Genomic DNA, 15,778 nt, shown 5'->3' on the forward strand with positions numbered 1-15,778 from the left:
GCAAAACGGAGGTCCCAATGTGTTATTCGGCTCAGATTCAGGCGGATTATCGAAAGTTCGTCAGGATGTTCGGCGCCCGCATCAGCATCAAGGAGTTCATTCAACTCTTCTGGGAGCGCGCAGAAGGTAGCAGCAAGGCGAAGATACCGAAGGCGATGGAGGATGCGTTTCTGGAACCGCAGTCAGACGACGAACGGGAGGTCAGGGCGCTCATCGACAGGTTCAATGCGCAACAGGTGACGAAGCTCGAGCAGGACCTGTTCAAACAACGCGCGCGCCTGGCTGACGCGGAACGCACACTACAGACGAAAGTGACGAAAGCGGCGACGGAGAGCAGGCGCATCGCCACCGACAAGATCGAATGGACCCTCGGCAGACTCGATGACCTCCGTCGTACGTCGCCGAAGGCTGAGGATTCGCGCATTTTCCCCGGACACTACGCGCCGGTCATGGTGATGGAGCACGGCCAACGCGTCATCAAGCCCATGCGTTATCAGTGCCGCATTGCTGGCAAGCCTGCGTCATACGACGTCAAGTACCCGGGCGCGTATAACGCGCGTCGCGACAACCTGGAAGGGTTCTGGAAATCTCTCTTCGGTTATTCGCATGGCATTGTTGTCATCAACGCGTTTTTCGAGAACGTGAGCAGGGCGCGCATGGAAGGTCGGCAACTCGCGGAGGGCGAGAAGGACGAGAATGTCGTTCTGGAGTTCAGACCGAATCCGGCTCACGACATGCTCGTGGCGTGTCTGTGGTCGCGCTGGTCAGGTAAAGGTGAGCCGGACCTTCTGTCCTTTGCCGCGATAACCGATGAGCCGCCGCCGGAGATCGCAGCCGCCGGACACGACCGCTGCATCATTCCGATTAAACCTGAGAACATGGATGCATGGCTGAATCCGGATGCTTCTGATCTGGCGGCGCAATACGCGATTCTTGATGACAGAGACCGACCGTACTATGAGCACCGGTTGGCGGCATGACAGAGGATGATCGCATAGACGAAGCAGCCGCTTTTTACCGGACGGTCCGCGTGTGCTGCGGCGGATCGGATGATTTCATTCGTTTCGCATCTTCAACGTCAACGGAATAGGGCGTCTCGGCCCGTAACCCTCGCTGGCGCATTCCTTATCCCTAAGTTTCAGTCAGTACTCGTCATGCTGAATGCATTGGGCATTGCGCGTTCAACGCGTTTAGTCGCCAATAGTTTCAACGGACAACCATCATTCAGCATAAAAACGCATCGTATTAGTACAAGTACCGATGCTGTAGTCAGACTACATTCTTACATTACTCAGCACGGAGAGTCGCTACAGTCAATCCGATGGTCCCGATTCCGTCCCGGCAGGCAAACGTTTGCGCAGCCACCCTGCGTCGCCAGCCTTCGTGTCCGGTATGAACCTATCGGACTCGCTCCGCTTCCGCATTCCAACAAAAGCAGAATCTCGGAGAGACAGATATGCAGAAGAAACTATGGCCGGCGGTCGCGTTAGCGGCGGCCGTGTGCGTCGCTGCCCGTGCGGATGTACCCGACTTTCCACTCGATTTCGCGCCCACTTCAACTGCGATGAACGCGTTCGGATCGGCGGCCGCGCATCGGCGTGCCGACACCCTCGTCAGCAAGATGACGCTCGACGAAAAGCTGCAGTTCATTCATTCGGAATACGCAATGTCCGCCGTGCCGGGAGGCGGTGCGGGCTACATTCAAGGGGTACCGCGCCTCGGCATTCCTGATCTGAACATGGTCGACTCCGCGACGGGCTCCGGCAGCACATCGCAGGCCAGCACGACCTTCCCGGCAACGATCGCGCTCGCGGCAAGCTGGGATCGCCGCCTGTCTTCCGATTTCGGCAGACAGGTTGCGATAGAACTGCGTGCACAGGGCTTCGGAATGGGACTTGGCGGCGGCACGAATCTCGCGCGCGAGCCGCGCGGCGGCCGGCTGTTCGAGTATCTCGGCGAAGATCCGGTGCTCGCCGGCGAGATGCTCGCCGAGCGCATCGACGGCACGCAGCGGGAGAAGGTCATCGCCACGATCAAGCACTACGCCGGCAACGAGCAGGAACATAACCGGGGGGGCGGCAACAGCCAGATCGACGAGCGCACGTTGCGCGAGCTCTATCTGCTGCCGTTTGAAATCGCCGCAAGAAGCGCGCAGCCAGGCAGCGTGATGTGCAGCTACAACCGGCTCAACGGCGCCTATGCATGTGAGAACGCGCATCTGCTCAACGACGTGCTGAAGAACGATTGGCGCTTTGAAGGACAGGTCCAGTCGGATTGGGGGGCGACGCACAGTACGGCGAACGCGATCAACGCCGGCCTCGACGAGGAAGAGGACGTCGGTTCCACCGTCTACCTGACACCCACGGCAGTTCGGCAGGCGATCGCGAGCGGCTCGGTTTCGACCGCGCGCCTCGACGATATGGTGCGACGCAAGCTGTACGTGATGATCCGCACCGGCGTGATGGATGATCCTGCGAAGGGCGGCGCCACGATCGACTTCGCCGGCGCGAACGCGTTCGCGCAGGCGGTCTCGGAGCAGTCGATGGTGCTGCTCAAGAACGACAACAACCAGTTGCCGCTCGCCGCAGCCTCGCTCTCACGGATTGCGGTGATCGGCGGACACGCTGATGCGGCCGTGCTGACGGGCGGCGGGTCAGGCAATACACGTGATCCGGTCACGGGGGCATTCGCGGGTTGCGGCGGCTTGACGTTCGGCACATCGACCGGGTGCAGTTGGTGGACCAATCCGTGGCTGAAGCTGAACACGCCCATTGTTGCGGAGATTCACGCGCTCGCGCCGTCGGCGCAGGTGAGCTTTGCCGGCAACAGTGATCAGCAGACGCCGTTTCGCGCGTACACGCAACAGGAGATCAACCAGGCGGCGGCGCTCGCGGCCAACTCGGATGTCGCCATTGTCGTCGTCGCGCAGCCGGCGGGTGAAGACTTCGGCGATTTGCAAAGCCTGAGCCTTGCGAATCCGTCGAACCAGGATGCGCTCGTCGAGGCGGTGGCGCACGCCAATCCCCGCACGATCGTCGTCGTGGAAAGCGGCAACCCGGTGCTGATGCCGTGGAAGGATAGCGTGGCGGCAATCGTGGAAGCCTGGTATCCGGGTGAAGGCGGCGGCAATGCGATCGCGAACGTGCTGTTCGGCAAGGTCAATCCTTCCGGCAAGCTGCCCGTCACCTTCCCCGTGCGCGATCAGGATACGCCGACGTGGGGGCAGAGCGGCGCGTTCGAGCCGGATCCCGTCTACGCGGAGAAGCTGAACATGGGCTACCGCTGGTACGACGCGAAAAACATCACGCCGATGTTCGAGTTCGGATACGGGCTGTCGTATACGCATTTCTCGTATTCGGGGCTTTCCGTCAACCATCGCCCTGACGGCACGATCGACGTGTCGTTCACGGTGCGCAACGATGGCCGCATGGCGGGCGCGGAAGTGCCGCAGGTGTATCTTGGCGTGCCCTACCGCGACGAACCGCCGCGACGTCTGGTCGGCTGGGAGAAGATCGGCTTGAACCCCGGCGAGGCACGCCACGTCCGCATCACGGTCACGCCGCGCATGCAGAGCGTGTGGGACACGTCGCGCAATGGCTGGCGGTATGTGCCTGGCGGGACGGTGTACGTCGGGGCGTCGTCGCGTGACATCCGGCTGCAAGGGAGCTGAACCTCGTCCCGTCACGCACCCGGGCGCGGGATGTTCCGCGCCCGGGGCAATGGGCTGAACCGCTCGCCAGCAGAACATGGCGAGCGGCGAGCGCCGCGGAATTTGTGGCCTGAGTCGCGATTCCCGCTCGGAATAGGTGCGACGGCTCTCGTCATCTGTCAGATGCGGTGAGCGAATGGCTGCTGTCGCGTTCATCCGAATCGAGGCCACGGCTTTCCGGTCTCAGCCGCCACTTGTGCGATAGCTTGTTGTTTTCGCTTCCAGGTCGCTTTCATGGGGCAGTCAATGCATCGTGTAACGCCGCGCGAAATTTTTGCACCGCGGGCGACATGTACGTTTTCCTGCGATAGAAAAGCCTGAGCCTGCTTTCGAATAGCGCTGTCTCGTAGGGAAGGGCAACAAGATCCCGACCTGGATGGGACTGGAGCATTTGCTCGGTCAGCATCGTGATCAAATCGCTATTGCGCAGCAAGGACGTCAGGAGTGAGATCGACGCGTCGGCCCCTGCGGTCCACGAGTTGGATTTCGAATTCGGCTTCCAGCCGCTGCACGATCTTCGAGACGGCCGATTGCGTCAGCCCGGTCTTTTGTGCAACCCGATGCAGATTGCGCGTCTCTGCCAGTACCGAGAATCGAACGCTGGCATACGCGCCTTCGATGCCCCGATATCCGCACAGAACCGCCGTGCGATGGTAGCGGTCATGTTAGCGGTCGCGCTGGCGACTCTCGATACCGCGATCGCAAACACAGCGCTTCCCTCGATAGGCGCCGATCTCCGTTCCACACCGGCAGCATCCGTGTGGATCGTCAATGCCTATCAGCTCGCCATGGTCGCGACAATTCTGCCATTCGCCGCGTTAGGGGATGTCCTCGGGCACAGGCGCATATGCATCGGTGGCCTGGTTGTGTTCACCGTCGCGTCGCTTGCCTGCTCGGTCGCCTCGACCCTGCCGTCGCTCGTCACCGCTCGCATTCTGCAAGGGCTTGGCGGGAGCGCGATGATGAGCGTCAGCATCGCGCTGGTCCGCGCGCTTTATCCGCCTTGCTTTTTCCCATGCCACGCCCAGAGGCAGACCGCCTATCCCTTCATGTCCATATCGCGCTCGATGCGATGCGTCGCGGACAAGGCAACGTGAACGCCGCGCAGACGCTATGTCAGGCCATGATCCTTACCGGATTGCTGGCGGAGGCTGGCTATGGGATTGCGACGTTTGAACAGATGCAGGACGCAGAAACGGTCATCTCGACGGCATTCGACCGCGGTTGCGATTCGGGAATTTGGTCACTTGACGACGATGGCTTTAGGCAGTTCGCAGCCATTTTGACCACGTACGACCGACAGCTGCAGCGTGCGCCCCTTTCCGCGATTGCCGCCGCCAGCGACCGGCTAGACAGGTTTCGAGCTGGGGAGTCGTTTGAAGACATGGCGCGCAAACGGGCCTAGGAAATTGCTGTCCATACTTGTTCAGCCGAGCACCCGCAGAGTTGCCGAACCATGACCGTCTGGCACTTCTCACATCGGTAGTGCTCGATTACCACTACGCCCTCGCATTGACCGACGCCGACCAGCGTCATGCCTTCCTCTCGAACCCGGTCAGCGGAGCAGCCTCGAAGCTTGGCGCACTCGTCGCAAAGGTCCATGATGTCAAAGCCGTCTTGCGTGAGTCAGACCGCAGCGGTCCAGAAAAGAGGCCCGCGCCAGCGGGCCATTCATCGGTGAAGAACCCGCGAGGAGACGAAGCGGGCGAATCAAGTATCGCGCGAAATTTGTTGTCTCGCAGCAAAATTTTTACGCGTACAACAGCCAAATTCAGGGATGCATCGAGATGGTGCGGAAATTGGCCTGTATCTCCGCCGCGGGGAGCCGGTGACCACATTAGAGCGATTTTGTGTTCTTCATGACGGGATGCGCTGACGGATACCATCAATCCAGGAAGGCGAAGTGAACAAATGTTATGTGTTGAGCCTTTCCATGATCCCGCTCGCGTCGGCAGGCATCGCTTCTAACGCATTCGCCCAGGAGAAGACCCGCGCGGAAGTCCGCCAGGAGCTGGACCAGGCAGAAGACAACGGCTCCGCTTCGTGACCGACAGGTCGTACCCCGACGTCAACCCGATCTTTGCACAACAGGTCGCCCAACGCAGGCAGCGAAGCGAAAGCGGCACGAGTGCCGACACGCCAGGTTCGAGTGCCGCCGGCCAACGCGAAGCGGCTAGCAAAACCGGCATCGGTCAAGTTCATTCGGCCGTTCCTGCCTGCGTCGGACCGGTCAGGTTCTGTACGCCGTACTTCGGCAGCTGACGCAAGCTCACATCGCACGGGCCAATCAATGGTGCCAGCAGCATCCATCAATCAAGTCATGGAGACGATTATTTGCCTTACCCTCGCCGTCAGCGCGCTTGCAAGTCCGGCACTGACCTTCGCGCGTTCCCTGTATGCCGGGCATTGACCATGTGCGCCCGAAATTCCGCCTGGTACGGGGTACGATGCTTGCCCATAATCGGCACCTCCTTCTCCAAAGGATAGATGTCCGTTTTTCTGGGTCAACCTTAGTGTTGGCATCCACACGGCATTTGAGTAGATGGAATCGCGGACGGAGAAGAGAATCCGGAGGCTGATATTCCTGGCGCCACCCGTGACAGCCCAGCGGGCAGTACTGAGGTTTCGTCATGCGAGTTGCAAACGATCGTTCGCGAGTGTCCACGGCAAGCGCGGGTGCGGCAGCCTCTGTGAACACGTGCCGCTCGGGGCAAAACCACAAGTTTTTGAGTTTTCAAACGGCCATGATGAGCGGCTTTTCGCCCTCGCTGCCAGGATGGGACATTGAAATCATCGCTTCCGCAGCGGATACGTGCACCTGTATCGCGGACTAGCAGGACCAACACCGCGCGATCCGGATTCGCCGCGCCGGCTTTGTCGCATTGCCTTGGAGACACACTGTTTGCACTACGGTCGCGAGCCCCCCAGATTCTGAATGCGCGACTATTGGCGGGGCCGTACCGATGCATCTGGTGCGTGTCACCGTGTAGTCGCTACGGCCAATTCTCTCGCCGGCGTGCACAATGCGAAAGCGGGATCGAACCGCAATCGGTCGTCGCTGGCTTACGCGTTCCTACACTTGCATGAGTGGCTCGCAACTGTCTCGATGCTCGTCGCTACGGGCAAATACACGTGACGCGGATCGGCACAACATGCGTGGGTGCCGAGGTCAAGCGAGACCGACGACTGAAGCACGCGTACGGCTGCCCGCCGGGCGCAGTTTCCGGGTAAACGATTCGTTCCAGCGCTAGCGGCGCGCTGACACGTTTATTTCGCGTGCGTCAAGTGATTGAATGCAAAGGGCGTTTTCGGCGATGGATGCCGCGGACGTCGGAAGTGACACTTTCACGTGAAAAGTTGTGACAGGTTCATTTCCATCTACGCCGCTAACGCGCCACATCTTGAGTCTACCGACAGGCAGTCAGATGTCGCAAGATCAAAGGTTAGCCTGAAAAACGTTGCTTTATCCGGAATTGCCTCTATTTTTAAAGAGGCTGATCGGCCAGCGATTGTTCCGAGTGCGGATCGTGTTCGGGATACCCCTGAGTGCGTTTCGGTTGCGACGCACTCGAAGGCGCGCGCCTTGCCTGAAATCACTCTTGTCCAATACAGATCATGACGCTGGGGCGTTAAGGTGTGGGTGACGGTCTAACGCATCCGCCACCGGCCAGGAGACCCGACGTGAGGTCACGCTGCAGCATATCCAGTCAGGTGCTCGAGTTCATCGAGCGCACCAGGGCCAAAAAGAAAGGTAGCGCTGATCATCTCGGCAACCCTCCGTCAAGCGGGGCGTTTCGTGGCGATGCTCTTCAGCCATTTTGGCCGAGCGGATTGCTGGCACGAAATGAAGGCTCGACTCATCACGTTGGTGTTTGCGTGATCCTGGGCAGCGCTGCATGCATGATGTCCAAATTTGTCTCCTACCTACCTCACCACCGAGTCAGATCAGGTCATGGCCGTAACGATTTCGGCAGCCTTAGAGAGCATTGACCTGGAACGAGAACTGCAGGAGGTCATGCAATGGAAGTCAAGTCAGTCGTAGCTTACCAAGGACCTAATATTCATGCCCATTTCCCGGTCATTCGGTACACCATCGATCTGGGGATCCTTGAAGAGTGGCCAACAGCCCGTCTCGGCCAAGGCTTCATCGATCGTCTTCTTGGCTATCTGCCCGGCCTTGAGCAACATGGCTGTTCTTATCAAACCCCCGGCGGGTTCGTGCGGCGCATGTGCGAAGGCGAGGGAACCTGGCTGGGTCACGTCATGGAACACGTGGCCATCGAACTGCAGAAGGTGGCAGGCTCGGATGTGAGTTTTGGCAGGACGCGTGCCGCAGGGCCGTGCGGGCTTTACGACATAGTCTACGAATACCATGACGAGGATATCGGTCGGCAGGCCGGAGACCTGTCCCTGGCGTTGATCGAGCATTTGCTTCCTGACGAACTGAAGCCGGAGCGGGACCTCGATGAAGAATTCGACTTTGAACATGAACTGGATGAATTCATCCGTTATGCCCGAAGTTGCGACCTGGGGCCTAGCACCGCCGCACTGGTAAGTGCGGCCAGAAAGCGTGCAATCCCGTGTACGCGCGTGAACGGCAACAGCCTGGTACGGCTCGGCTATGGTCGCTTCCAGAAGCGCATCAAGGCGACGCTCACGAGCGAGACGCGCCAGATCGCTGTAGATCTGGCTTCAGACAAGGAGGAGACCAATGGGATCCTGCGTGATGCGGGCCTGCCGGTGCCGATGCAGCGCAAGGTGTATAGGGCCCGCGACGCCGTCCATCGTGCCGAAGACATCGGCTATCCCGTCGTGATCAAGCCCCTGGACTCTAATCACGGGCAGGGCGTATCTACTCAACTTACCACGCCGGAGCAAGTGGAACTCGCTTTTGATAAGGCACAGGAATACAGCGAGGGAGTGCTCGTCGAAAGCTATATCCCGGGGTCTGATTACCGCATGCTGGTGGTCAACGATCAATTGGTGGCGGTTGCCAGACGCATCCCTGCACACGTGTTGGGCGACGGCGTTCACACCATCGAGGAGTTGGTGGAAGAGGTCAACCGGGATCCACGCCGGGGTGTGGGGCATGAAAACGTGCTCACCCGCGTGGGGCTCGACGGCGGGGCACAACGCCTCCTGGCCGATAAAGGATATGGCCCCGCGACGGTGCCTGAGCCGGGCGAGATCGTCTACCTGTGTGCCACGGCCAACCTCTCCACCGGCGGCACCGCTATCGATGTCACCGATAGCGTGCACCCGGACAACCGGGAGATGGCCGTCCAGGCCATCAGGGCCATTGGCCTGGACGTGGGAGGCGTTGATTTCATTACCACGGACATCTCCGCGTCATATCGTGAGACCGGCGGGGCCATGTGCGAGGTGAATGCGTGCCCGGGTCTACGGATGCATCTGGCACCCAGCGAAGGCACGCCCAGGGACGTGGCCGGGCCCATCATCGACATGCTGTTTCCACCCGGTGCGCCCGGGACCATCCCCATTGCCAGCATAACTGGCACCAATGGCAAGACCACCACGTCGCGAATGCTCGCTCATATCATGAAGCTGGCGGGGTACACGGTGGGTCTGGGCACGACCGATGGCATCTATGTCGACGGACGGCTGACTGTGAAGGGTGACATGACCGGAGCGTCGTCCGCCCGCACGATTCTTGCGGATTCTGCCGTCGATGCCGCGGTCCTCGAGACGGCCCGCGGCGGCTTGCTGCGGCGGGGTCTGGGATATCCGGAGTCCAGCGTAGCGGCCTGTCTCAACGTGAGCGCCGATCACCTCGGCCTGCGTGGGGTCGAAACTGTGGAGCAGATGGCGGAGGTCAAGCGCATCGTCATCGAAGTGGCGAAGGACATGGCCGTCCTCAATGCCGACGACGCCTTGTGCCTGAAGATGGCCGATCATAGCCACGCAAACCGTTTGGGCTACGTGACCATGAACCCTGCGCACTCCCTGGTCAATGAGCACATACGGGCGGGTGGCGTGGCAGTCGTGCTGCAGGAAGAGATAAACGGCCACATGATCAGCCTGTGGGACAGCGGCCACTGCTTTCCGCTTTTGTGGACGCACCTGATCCCGGCTACGCTGCAGGGGCTCGCACTCCATAATGTGCAGAACGCGATGTTCGCCGCGGCGCTCGCCCATGGCCTCGGGATCGATCCCGAAAGGATCCGCCACGGCCTGCGCACCTTTGAGAACACCTTCCTCCAGACCCCCGGCCGCCTGAACATTTGCGATCAGCATCCGTTCAAGGTGATTCTGGATTATGCCCACAACCCGGCGGCAGTGAAGACGATGTGCGGCCTGGTGGACCGGTTGGGAGCCGAGCGCGCGAAGATCGTTTCGCTGACGGTTCCAGGCGACCGCCGTGACGAGGATATCCTGGAGATCGGGCGTATTGCTGCGGGCCACTTTGAGCATTACATCTGTCACCGGGACAGCGACTCGCGTGGACGCGATCACCTCGAAGTGCCGGAAATGCTGCGGGGAGCATTGCGCGAGAATGGGGTCGGGGCAGAGCAGATCGAGGTCATCGCCGACGAGCAGGCGGCGAATCAGTCGGCGCTCGACATGGCCGGGCCTGGCGACCTGCTTCTCTTGTTGAGCGAGGACTACACGCGTGCCTGGGAGCAGATCGTGCATTTCAGGCCGAATGCGCAAACAGGGCACGCCATCGAGAGAAGGCCGGTCCGGGTCAAGGTCCGTCTGGACGACCTGGGCGGGTTCGAGTGGGACAGTAGTAGCATGGAGATCATCCGTGACGAGCGCGGCGTGCGGCTGGCGCGAGAGATCGAAGACTGAATCGCTTTTTGCCGTGGTTACGGTGACAGGGCTCCAGGGCGGGTGAAGCACGAGGCCGTTCATGGAGTTCAATACCTTGGAGAGTCAAAATGGACGAGAAACAGAAATTTCTTCTCTACAACGATAACGACGCCACGCTTGATGCCTTCTCGAAGCGGAGAATGGCCGTCGAAGTCGCCCTGGACTTGATACGTCATGAAGCAATGAGTGGGTCTTCGCGCAATTCGCTGGATTCCAATATGAGACATCTCTCGGACTTCGCCGATTTTATTCAAGAAGCCTTGAGAGGCAATGAGGAAGAAGCCTTGAGAGGCAGTGAGCAAGAAGCCTCGAGAGGCAGGGATCGAGAAGCGTCGAGAGGCAGGGAGCATTAGCCGGCCTGGTGCGCTTGTGCGTGGCAGGCGCAGCGCACACTCCCGAGGAACTCTGTCGCGCTCGCAAGCGCCGCCTCCGACAAGACCTGGAGAGAATGGGTCGGGCGTAAGCCCGGCCCATGCCTGATCGATCAAAAGGAGTCGGGGGATTTGTGGTTACATCGATTAGACCCCTCTTTGCAAAGAATATCGGCTCGATCGACAGCAACGAAGCGGATGCGATCTTCGCTGTGGATCCACAGCTTGGGGCTCTTGGCAAAATTGACGTTCGGACGGGGTTCTTTCAAGGGGTCGTCAATTTCAGAAGCTTCCACGAGTTCAAGGGGGCGGGCGCGATATGTATGCGACCGGGCGGTGTTATAAATTATTCGCGTGTTAACACAATATATGCTGTGGGGATAGAGAACGGGATGGCCTGTGACGCCATGGAACCCATCACGATCGATGAAGCAAAGGACATTGTTGGGCTCTGCTGGAAAGGCGGTAGATATTACGTGCTCGACAAAGGTGGGACCTTGTTCGTTCTGGATAGTAATGAATTGATACGGACGATCGAAGTTGGTAGTGGTATAAACGATATTACCTTGCATCGGGATTGTCTTTTTATATTGAGTAGTGGCGATCGGGCTATTTATATCTACAGCCTTGATGGGGTGCATCTGGCGTCACTGACAATACCGCATGAGGGGGCGTCGGGAATAGCTTCCGTTAACGTGTCAGATAAAGAAGAACCTGACATCTACATATACTATAATCAGAATAGCTGGGATGTTTTTGACGATGCGGACTCGAAGTCAGGTGTGGGCGGTAGCCCAAATATAAAGCTCAACAAGGATATTTGCGATGGCTTTATAGAGAGGCTCGATTATAAAATAATTGACCTTGGTGAGGCGGGAAGCTTCGGGCTTTCGGGTGGGTATGAACTCGAATTTACTTATGCTGAGATGCTGAAGCCTGTCCGTAATATTCTGGAGAAGATCGGGAGCGTCAAGATGTGCGTCAGGTTGTCAATTCCTGTCGAGACGCGAAGACAGAAGGTGAAATCGATCAGGATAATCGGGGATGTTCCTGGTGTTATAAAAAAAGACGAGCGCGGCAACGAGGTTGTCGAATTCAGTTTGACGGAAGTCGAGCTTGATAGAGAACGCCGCTCCTTTGGCTACAGTGCGGTAATTGAAGTGTATGGAATAAGATACAGGCTGAATGTCGCGGATTCGTGCTATCCAGATGAGATCAAGGCACGATTTCTCAAAGAAGAATCCAGGTATGATATGGGCAGGCAGGAATTAAAAGACATCGCGGCGAACCTGATTTCGGCGATGCCCAGGAGCGAGCGTGGAAATGTGGTCAAAATTGCGAAAGCCGTGCGCGAATATGTTTATAGCAGGTTGGAGTATCGATATAACAACCGGTACACAAGTCCCGTTGAGACTTTGAGGGGCGGAGAAGGGACCTGCGGAAAGTACATGGAGCTGTTAATAGGGTTAATGAGGCTTTGCGGAGTGGCATGCAGACCAGTCGGGGATTTCAAGGTGCCCGAGTATAAACTGAGATATACAAGGGTCGGCTCGGTCTGCACGCCGGATTATGATCATGCGTGGGTAGAGTTCTACGTGCCCGCGGTAGGGTGGGTGCCAATGGAAAGCTCATCGGACAATATGCCGGAAAGGCACGAAAGGTTTTTTGGCGCTCTGTCGTGGATCTATATAGAAAACAGCAGAACGGAAAAGATGTGCGAGATATGCAAGCCGGGTTCCTGGGAAAAGGTCGATAACGATCTGATGTATTCCGACTTTTTTATTCCTGACATCCAGATCAAGATCCTTCGGGAGGCTTCGTTGCATGAATCGTTCCGCGACGGAGATTCGGTGGTCCACGCCGCATGAGTACAGGAACGTTGTGAGAGAGGTCCGGACGACTTGCGAAAACGTAGGCTTGCTTGGCGGGGTGAATCCGGATTAGCGCTTTATGCTCGCCATATGCGTTGTCAAATCATAGAGGCTGCCTTCAACCAGAATGTCCAGGTGCAGGCCGATCACGCTTACAGGGGCATGGCGACGATCTGGATGAATGGCGGAGTGTTGCAGTTGGGACGGGTCCACAATGGTGATGCCACCGCTACCCACCACCTGCAGCGTGTGATCCGGACCGATAAAGGCGGCCGTGTCTTCATCCAGGCCGATGCCGATGGCAAGCGGGTTGTAAGTCAAGGCCATGAGCAGACGCCCGAGCCGGTCCTGGTGGCGGAAGTGCTGATCGATGATCAACTGCCCGATCAGGCCCAGGCCCGGCGCCAATTGAACGATGTCGGCCCGGGGTGTCGTGCCGCTTTGACCGGCTGCGATCATCTGCTCGGGCAGGAACGCGGCTCCAGCCGAGGTGCCGGCCACGTGCATACCCTGTGCATTCCGGCTGCGGATCGTCTGGGTTACGGAAGTGCTGCCCAGCGTCTCGGAAAGATGAACTGGGTCGCTCCCCATGAGGAAAATCCCATCGGCGCTATCGAGCACGTTCAAGGCCCGCTCCGACTCGCAGGCGGCTCGGGTCTCAAGTTTCAGGACACTGACCCGATCAACTCCCAAATCGCGAAACGCCCTTTCATAACGATAAACAGCGTCCTGGATCTCGGAGGCGGTAGAGATGATGCCGACATGTGCGCGGGAGCCGCCGCAGAGCTGCGCGAAGCGGCGCAGGATGGCGGCACTCCGTATTCGTTTTCCATCGCCGCCTATAGGGACGATAAAGCCTCGTGTGCCGCTCGTGGACGCCTTTGCACGACTCAACTTTCACTCCGGTAGAGTGCCAGATCGCAAAGTAGCCAGGTCTCGTGCCGCTACCACGCAATCCGCCTTTTCGCCCAAGCTCTGCCGCTGCCGGGCTCGCATCAGCTGGCGTCTTACCTCTGCCGCCCCAGTCGCTGGTGCCTCTCGCGATTATATGGGGAAGCGGAGCGTGGAGCGGTTGAGATTCTCCCCGGCCTGAAAAGGCCGGGGTTCGCCGCGCTGTATCGATGCAGGCAAGCGCTGCTCGCGTCGTCGGTGATCCGGGTTTTGTTTATTAACCGATCATGTCAACGCAGTGGCGTTCGATCCGCTGGAGGCGTAGCCCTTCGCGGACAACGTGCCGCTTGACAGGGTATGTGTTCCGAGATCGTACTTATTGCCTTCAACCAGAATATGCAGACGTACTCCGGTTAAGCCGACTGGGTCGTCATGGCGGACGGAATCTGCAGCGGAATTGCGAAGATTCGACCCGTCGATAATGGTGACGCTGCCGCTGCCTACCACCTCTAGCGTATCGTCTGGACCGATGAATGCAGCCGTGTCCTCATCCAGCCCGATGCCGGCCCCAAATGGAATAGAGGCCACCGCCGTGAGCAGGCGTCCGAGTCGATCCCGCTGGCTGAAGTGTTGGTCGATAACAAAGCGGCTGATGAAACCCAGGCCTGGTTGCAGATCGACCATCCCGGCGCGAGGTGTAGCCCCGCTTTTTCCGCCGGCGATCATGGCGGCGGACATGGCGGAGGCCCCTGCCGAGGTGCCGGCGACGTGCATGCCGTGTGCGTTGCGGTGACGAAGCTTGTCCGCCGCCGACGTGTCGCTCAACATCTCGGCGAGGCGTACCTGGTCGCCCCCGGTCATGAAGACCCCGTCAGCGCGATCGAGCACCTTCAAGTATCTCTCCGACTCGCAGTCGGCGCGGGTCTTGAACGGCAGGATGCTCACGCGATCAGCCCCGAGATCGCGGAACACGGACTCATAGAGATCCCCCGTATCATCCAGTGAGGAGGCCGTGGGGATGACTGCAATGTGCGCACGTGACCCACCACAAAGCTTCACGAAGCGGCGCAGGATAACCGGGTTCTGAACGCGATTTTCCGCGCCACCGATCGGGATAATATAGCCTCGCGTGGCACCGTTCAGCGGTTTTCCGGGACGCATCATTCACTCCTTTCTCAAAATTTAACCGGCGCCCGTGGCGGATCCGCTTCTGCGGCAACCCGCGAACCCGAGGCCTGAGGCCTCGGATGCAGCAACACGTGGACAGGCTCGAATCCTCCTCGCGTCACAACAAACTTGTACCTGTCTACTAATCTAAGCAAAAAGCGGACCGATGCTCTTGTTGGCAGGAACTCGCGCAGGTCTTCTGCGTGGGCCTGCGATTGAGAAAGGGAACTCCCCAATTGCAGCCCTGGCGGCAAGCGCGCGACGGGCCTATGCACATAATAAGTGCAAATCTGAACAAACGTGGTGCGGCGCTGACGCTTCCAACGAAAGATTGTAGGCCACCCTTGGCGCCGGGGCGCCGCAACTCGTCTGCCACAACCAACGAAGCTCGATTGGCCGAATTGACATTTGTGCCGATCATGGGGGCGGATCCGCTTGCTGATGCACGCATCCTGCTATCGCGTCAGTTGCTGCTTAGCCGTAGCTTTGCACTTTTTGCGCCCACAAAACCGTACGGTCGGACACACGCACGCAACCATCGCGCTAGTTCTGCAGCGCGACGCGCACCGCTGGATGCGGCGCGTTCCTCTGTCCGAACCCTTCAACGGCAGCTTGCGCTCCATGGTCTGCTGTTCGTCCTCATCAGGCAGGCAGTGCGCATCACCATTGCTGGACACCGAATACGAACCAGCACAGAATCGTTCGCCATGACGGCTCAGGCTGCGTTTTATTTTGATTCTACCCATATGATCCACGCGTGGCAGACGGCTTGCGGCGTCACCCCTTCGGCTTATCGTTCCATAGCCACGCTGTCGGCACGTGGTCGATAATCGGACATCCCGTGGAGCGCGACAATTACAGTGTCCGGTCGTTGACAACTATCTTGGCCGGTGGTGAGGAGTCGAAGGCGGCGTAGCCGTCGGAGACGACGAGCC

At 59.0% G+C, this 15,778-nt stretch carries 10 protein-coding genes and 2 pseudogenes; 9 read left to right on the plus strand and 3 right to left on the minus strand.

Annotated elements, in window-relative coordinates; genetic code table 11:
* The first annotated feature begins 17 nt into the window (after window positions 1–17).
* Both P3T23_RS39710 and P3T23_RS39715 read left to right on the plus strand, forming a co-directional pair.
* A complete protein-coding gene (locus tag P3T23_RS39710) occupies window positions 18–980 on the plus strand; it encodes an SOS response-associated peptidase family protein (RefSeq protein ID WP_429321520.1) in 963 nt (320 codons plus the stop codon).
* Window positions 981–1,456: 476 nt separating this feature from the next.
* Window positions 1,457–3,670 carry a beta-glucosidase gene (locus tag P3T23_RS39715; protein WP_429321521.1) on the plus strand — a complete coding sequence of 738 codons (2,214 nt, stop codon included), beginning with the start codon at window positions 1,457–1,459 and terminating at the stop codon, window positions 3,668–3,670.
* A gap of 271 nt (window positions 3,671–3,941) precedes the next feature.
* Here P3T23_RS39715 and P3T23_RS39720 read toward each other — a convergent pair whose 3' ends face one another.
* Entirely contained in the window at window positions 3,942–4,115 is a 174-nt protein-coding gene (locus tag P3T23_RS39720) for a hypothetical protein (RefSeq protein ID WP_429321533.1), read from the minus strand.
* A gap of 220 nt (window positions 4,116–4,335) precedes the next feature.
* Between P3T23_RS39720 and P3T23_RS39725 the strand changes: the two are divergent.
* The 6 genes and pseudogenes from P3T23_RS39725 to P3T23_RS39750 form a co-directional block, all read left to right on the plus strand.
* A pseudogene (locus P3T23_RS39725) lies at window positions 4,336–4,713 on the plus strand (MFS transporter); the annotation flags it as partial.
* An 89-nt stretch (window positions 4,714–4,802) separates the two neighbouring features.
* Window positions 4,803–5,114, plus strand: coding sequence for a hypothetical protein (locus P3T23_RS39730; RefSeq protein WP_429321522.1), 312 nt, complete (start codon window positions 4,803–4,805; stop codon window positions 5,112–5,114).
* Window positions 5,115–5,642: 528 nt separating this feature from the next.
* Window positions 5,643–5,971 (plus strand): annotated as a pseudogene (locus P3T23_RS39735) (DUF4148 domain-containing protein).
* A 1,758-nt stretch (window positions 5,972–7,729) separates the two neighbouring features.
* Entirely contained in the window at window positions 7,730–10,522 is a 2,793-nt protein-coding gene (cphA, locus tag P3T23_RS39740; RefSeq protein WP_429321523.1) for a cyanophycin synthetase, read from the plus strand.
* 89 nt (window positions 10,523–10,611) lie between these two features.
* A complete protein-coding gene (locus P3T23_RS39745) occupies window positions 10,612–10,896 on the plus strand; it encodes a hypothetical protein (protein WP_429321524.1) in 285 nt (94 codons plus the stop codon).
* 152 nt (window positions 10,897–11,048) lie between these two features.
* Window positions 11,049–12,782 carry a transglutaminase domain-containing protein gene (locus P3T23_RS39750; RefSeq protein WP_429321525.1) on the plus strand — a complete coding sequence of 578 codons (1,734 nt, stop codon included), beginning with the start codon at window positions 11,049–11,051 and terminating at the stop codon, window positions 12,780–12,782.
* 72 nt (window positions 12,783–12,854) lie between these two features.
* On the opposite strand, the gene P3T23_RS39755 is transcribed toward P3T23_RS39750, so the two are convergent.
* Both P3T23_RS39755 and P3T23_RS39760 read right to left on the minus strand, forming a co-directional pair.
* Entirely contained in the window at window positions 12,855–13,679 is an 825-nt protein-coding gene (locus P3T23_RS39755) for a cyanophycinase (protein ID WP_429321526.1), read from the minus strand.
* A gap of 282 nt (window positions 13,680–13,961) precedes the next feature.
* Complete coding sequence (locus P3T23_RS39760; protein WP_429321527.1) at window positions 13,962–14,837, minus strand: cyanophycinase; 876 nt, start codon at window positions 14,835–14,837, stop codon at window positions 13,962–13,964.
* 398 nt (window positions 14,838–15,235) lie between these two features.
* Here P3T23_RS39760 and P3T23_RS39765 point away from each other — a divergent pair, with 398 nt between their 5' ends.
* Window positions 15,236–15,673, plus strand: coding sequence for a hypothetical protein (locus P3T23_RS39765; RefSeq protein WP_429321528.1), 438 nt, complete (start codon window positions 15,236–15,238; stop codon window positions 15,671–15,673).
* Window positions 15,674–15,778 lie beyond the last annotated feature (105 nt).

It is taken from the genome of Paraburkholderia sp. GAS448 (genome assembly GCF_050435685.1).
GTDB lineage: Bacteria > Pseudomonadota > Gammaproteobacteria > Burkholderiales > Burkholderiaceae > Paraburkholderia.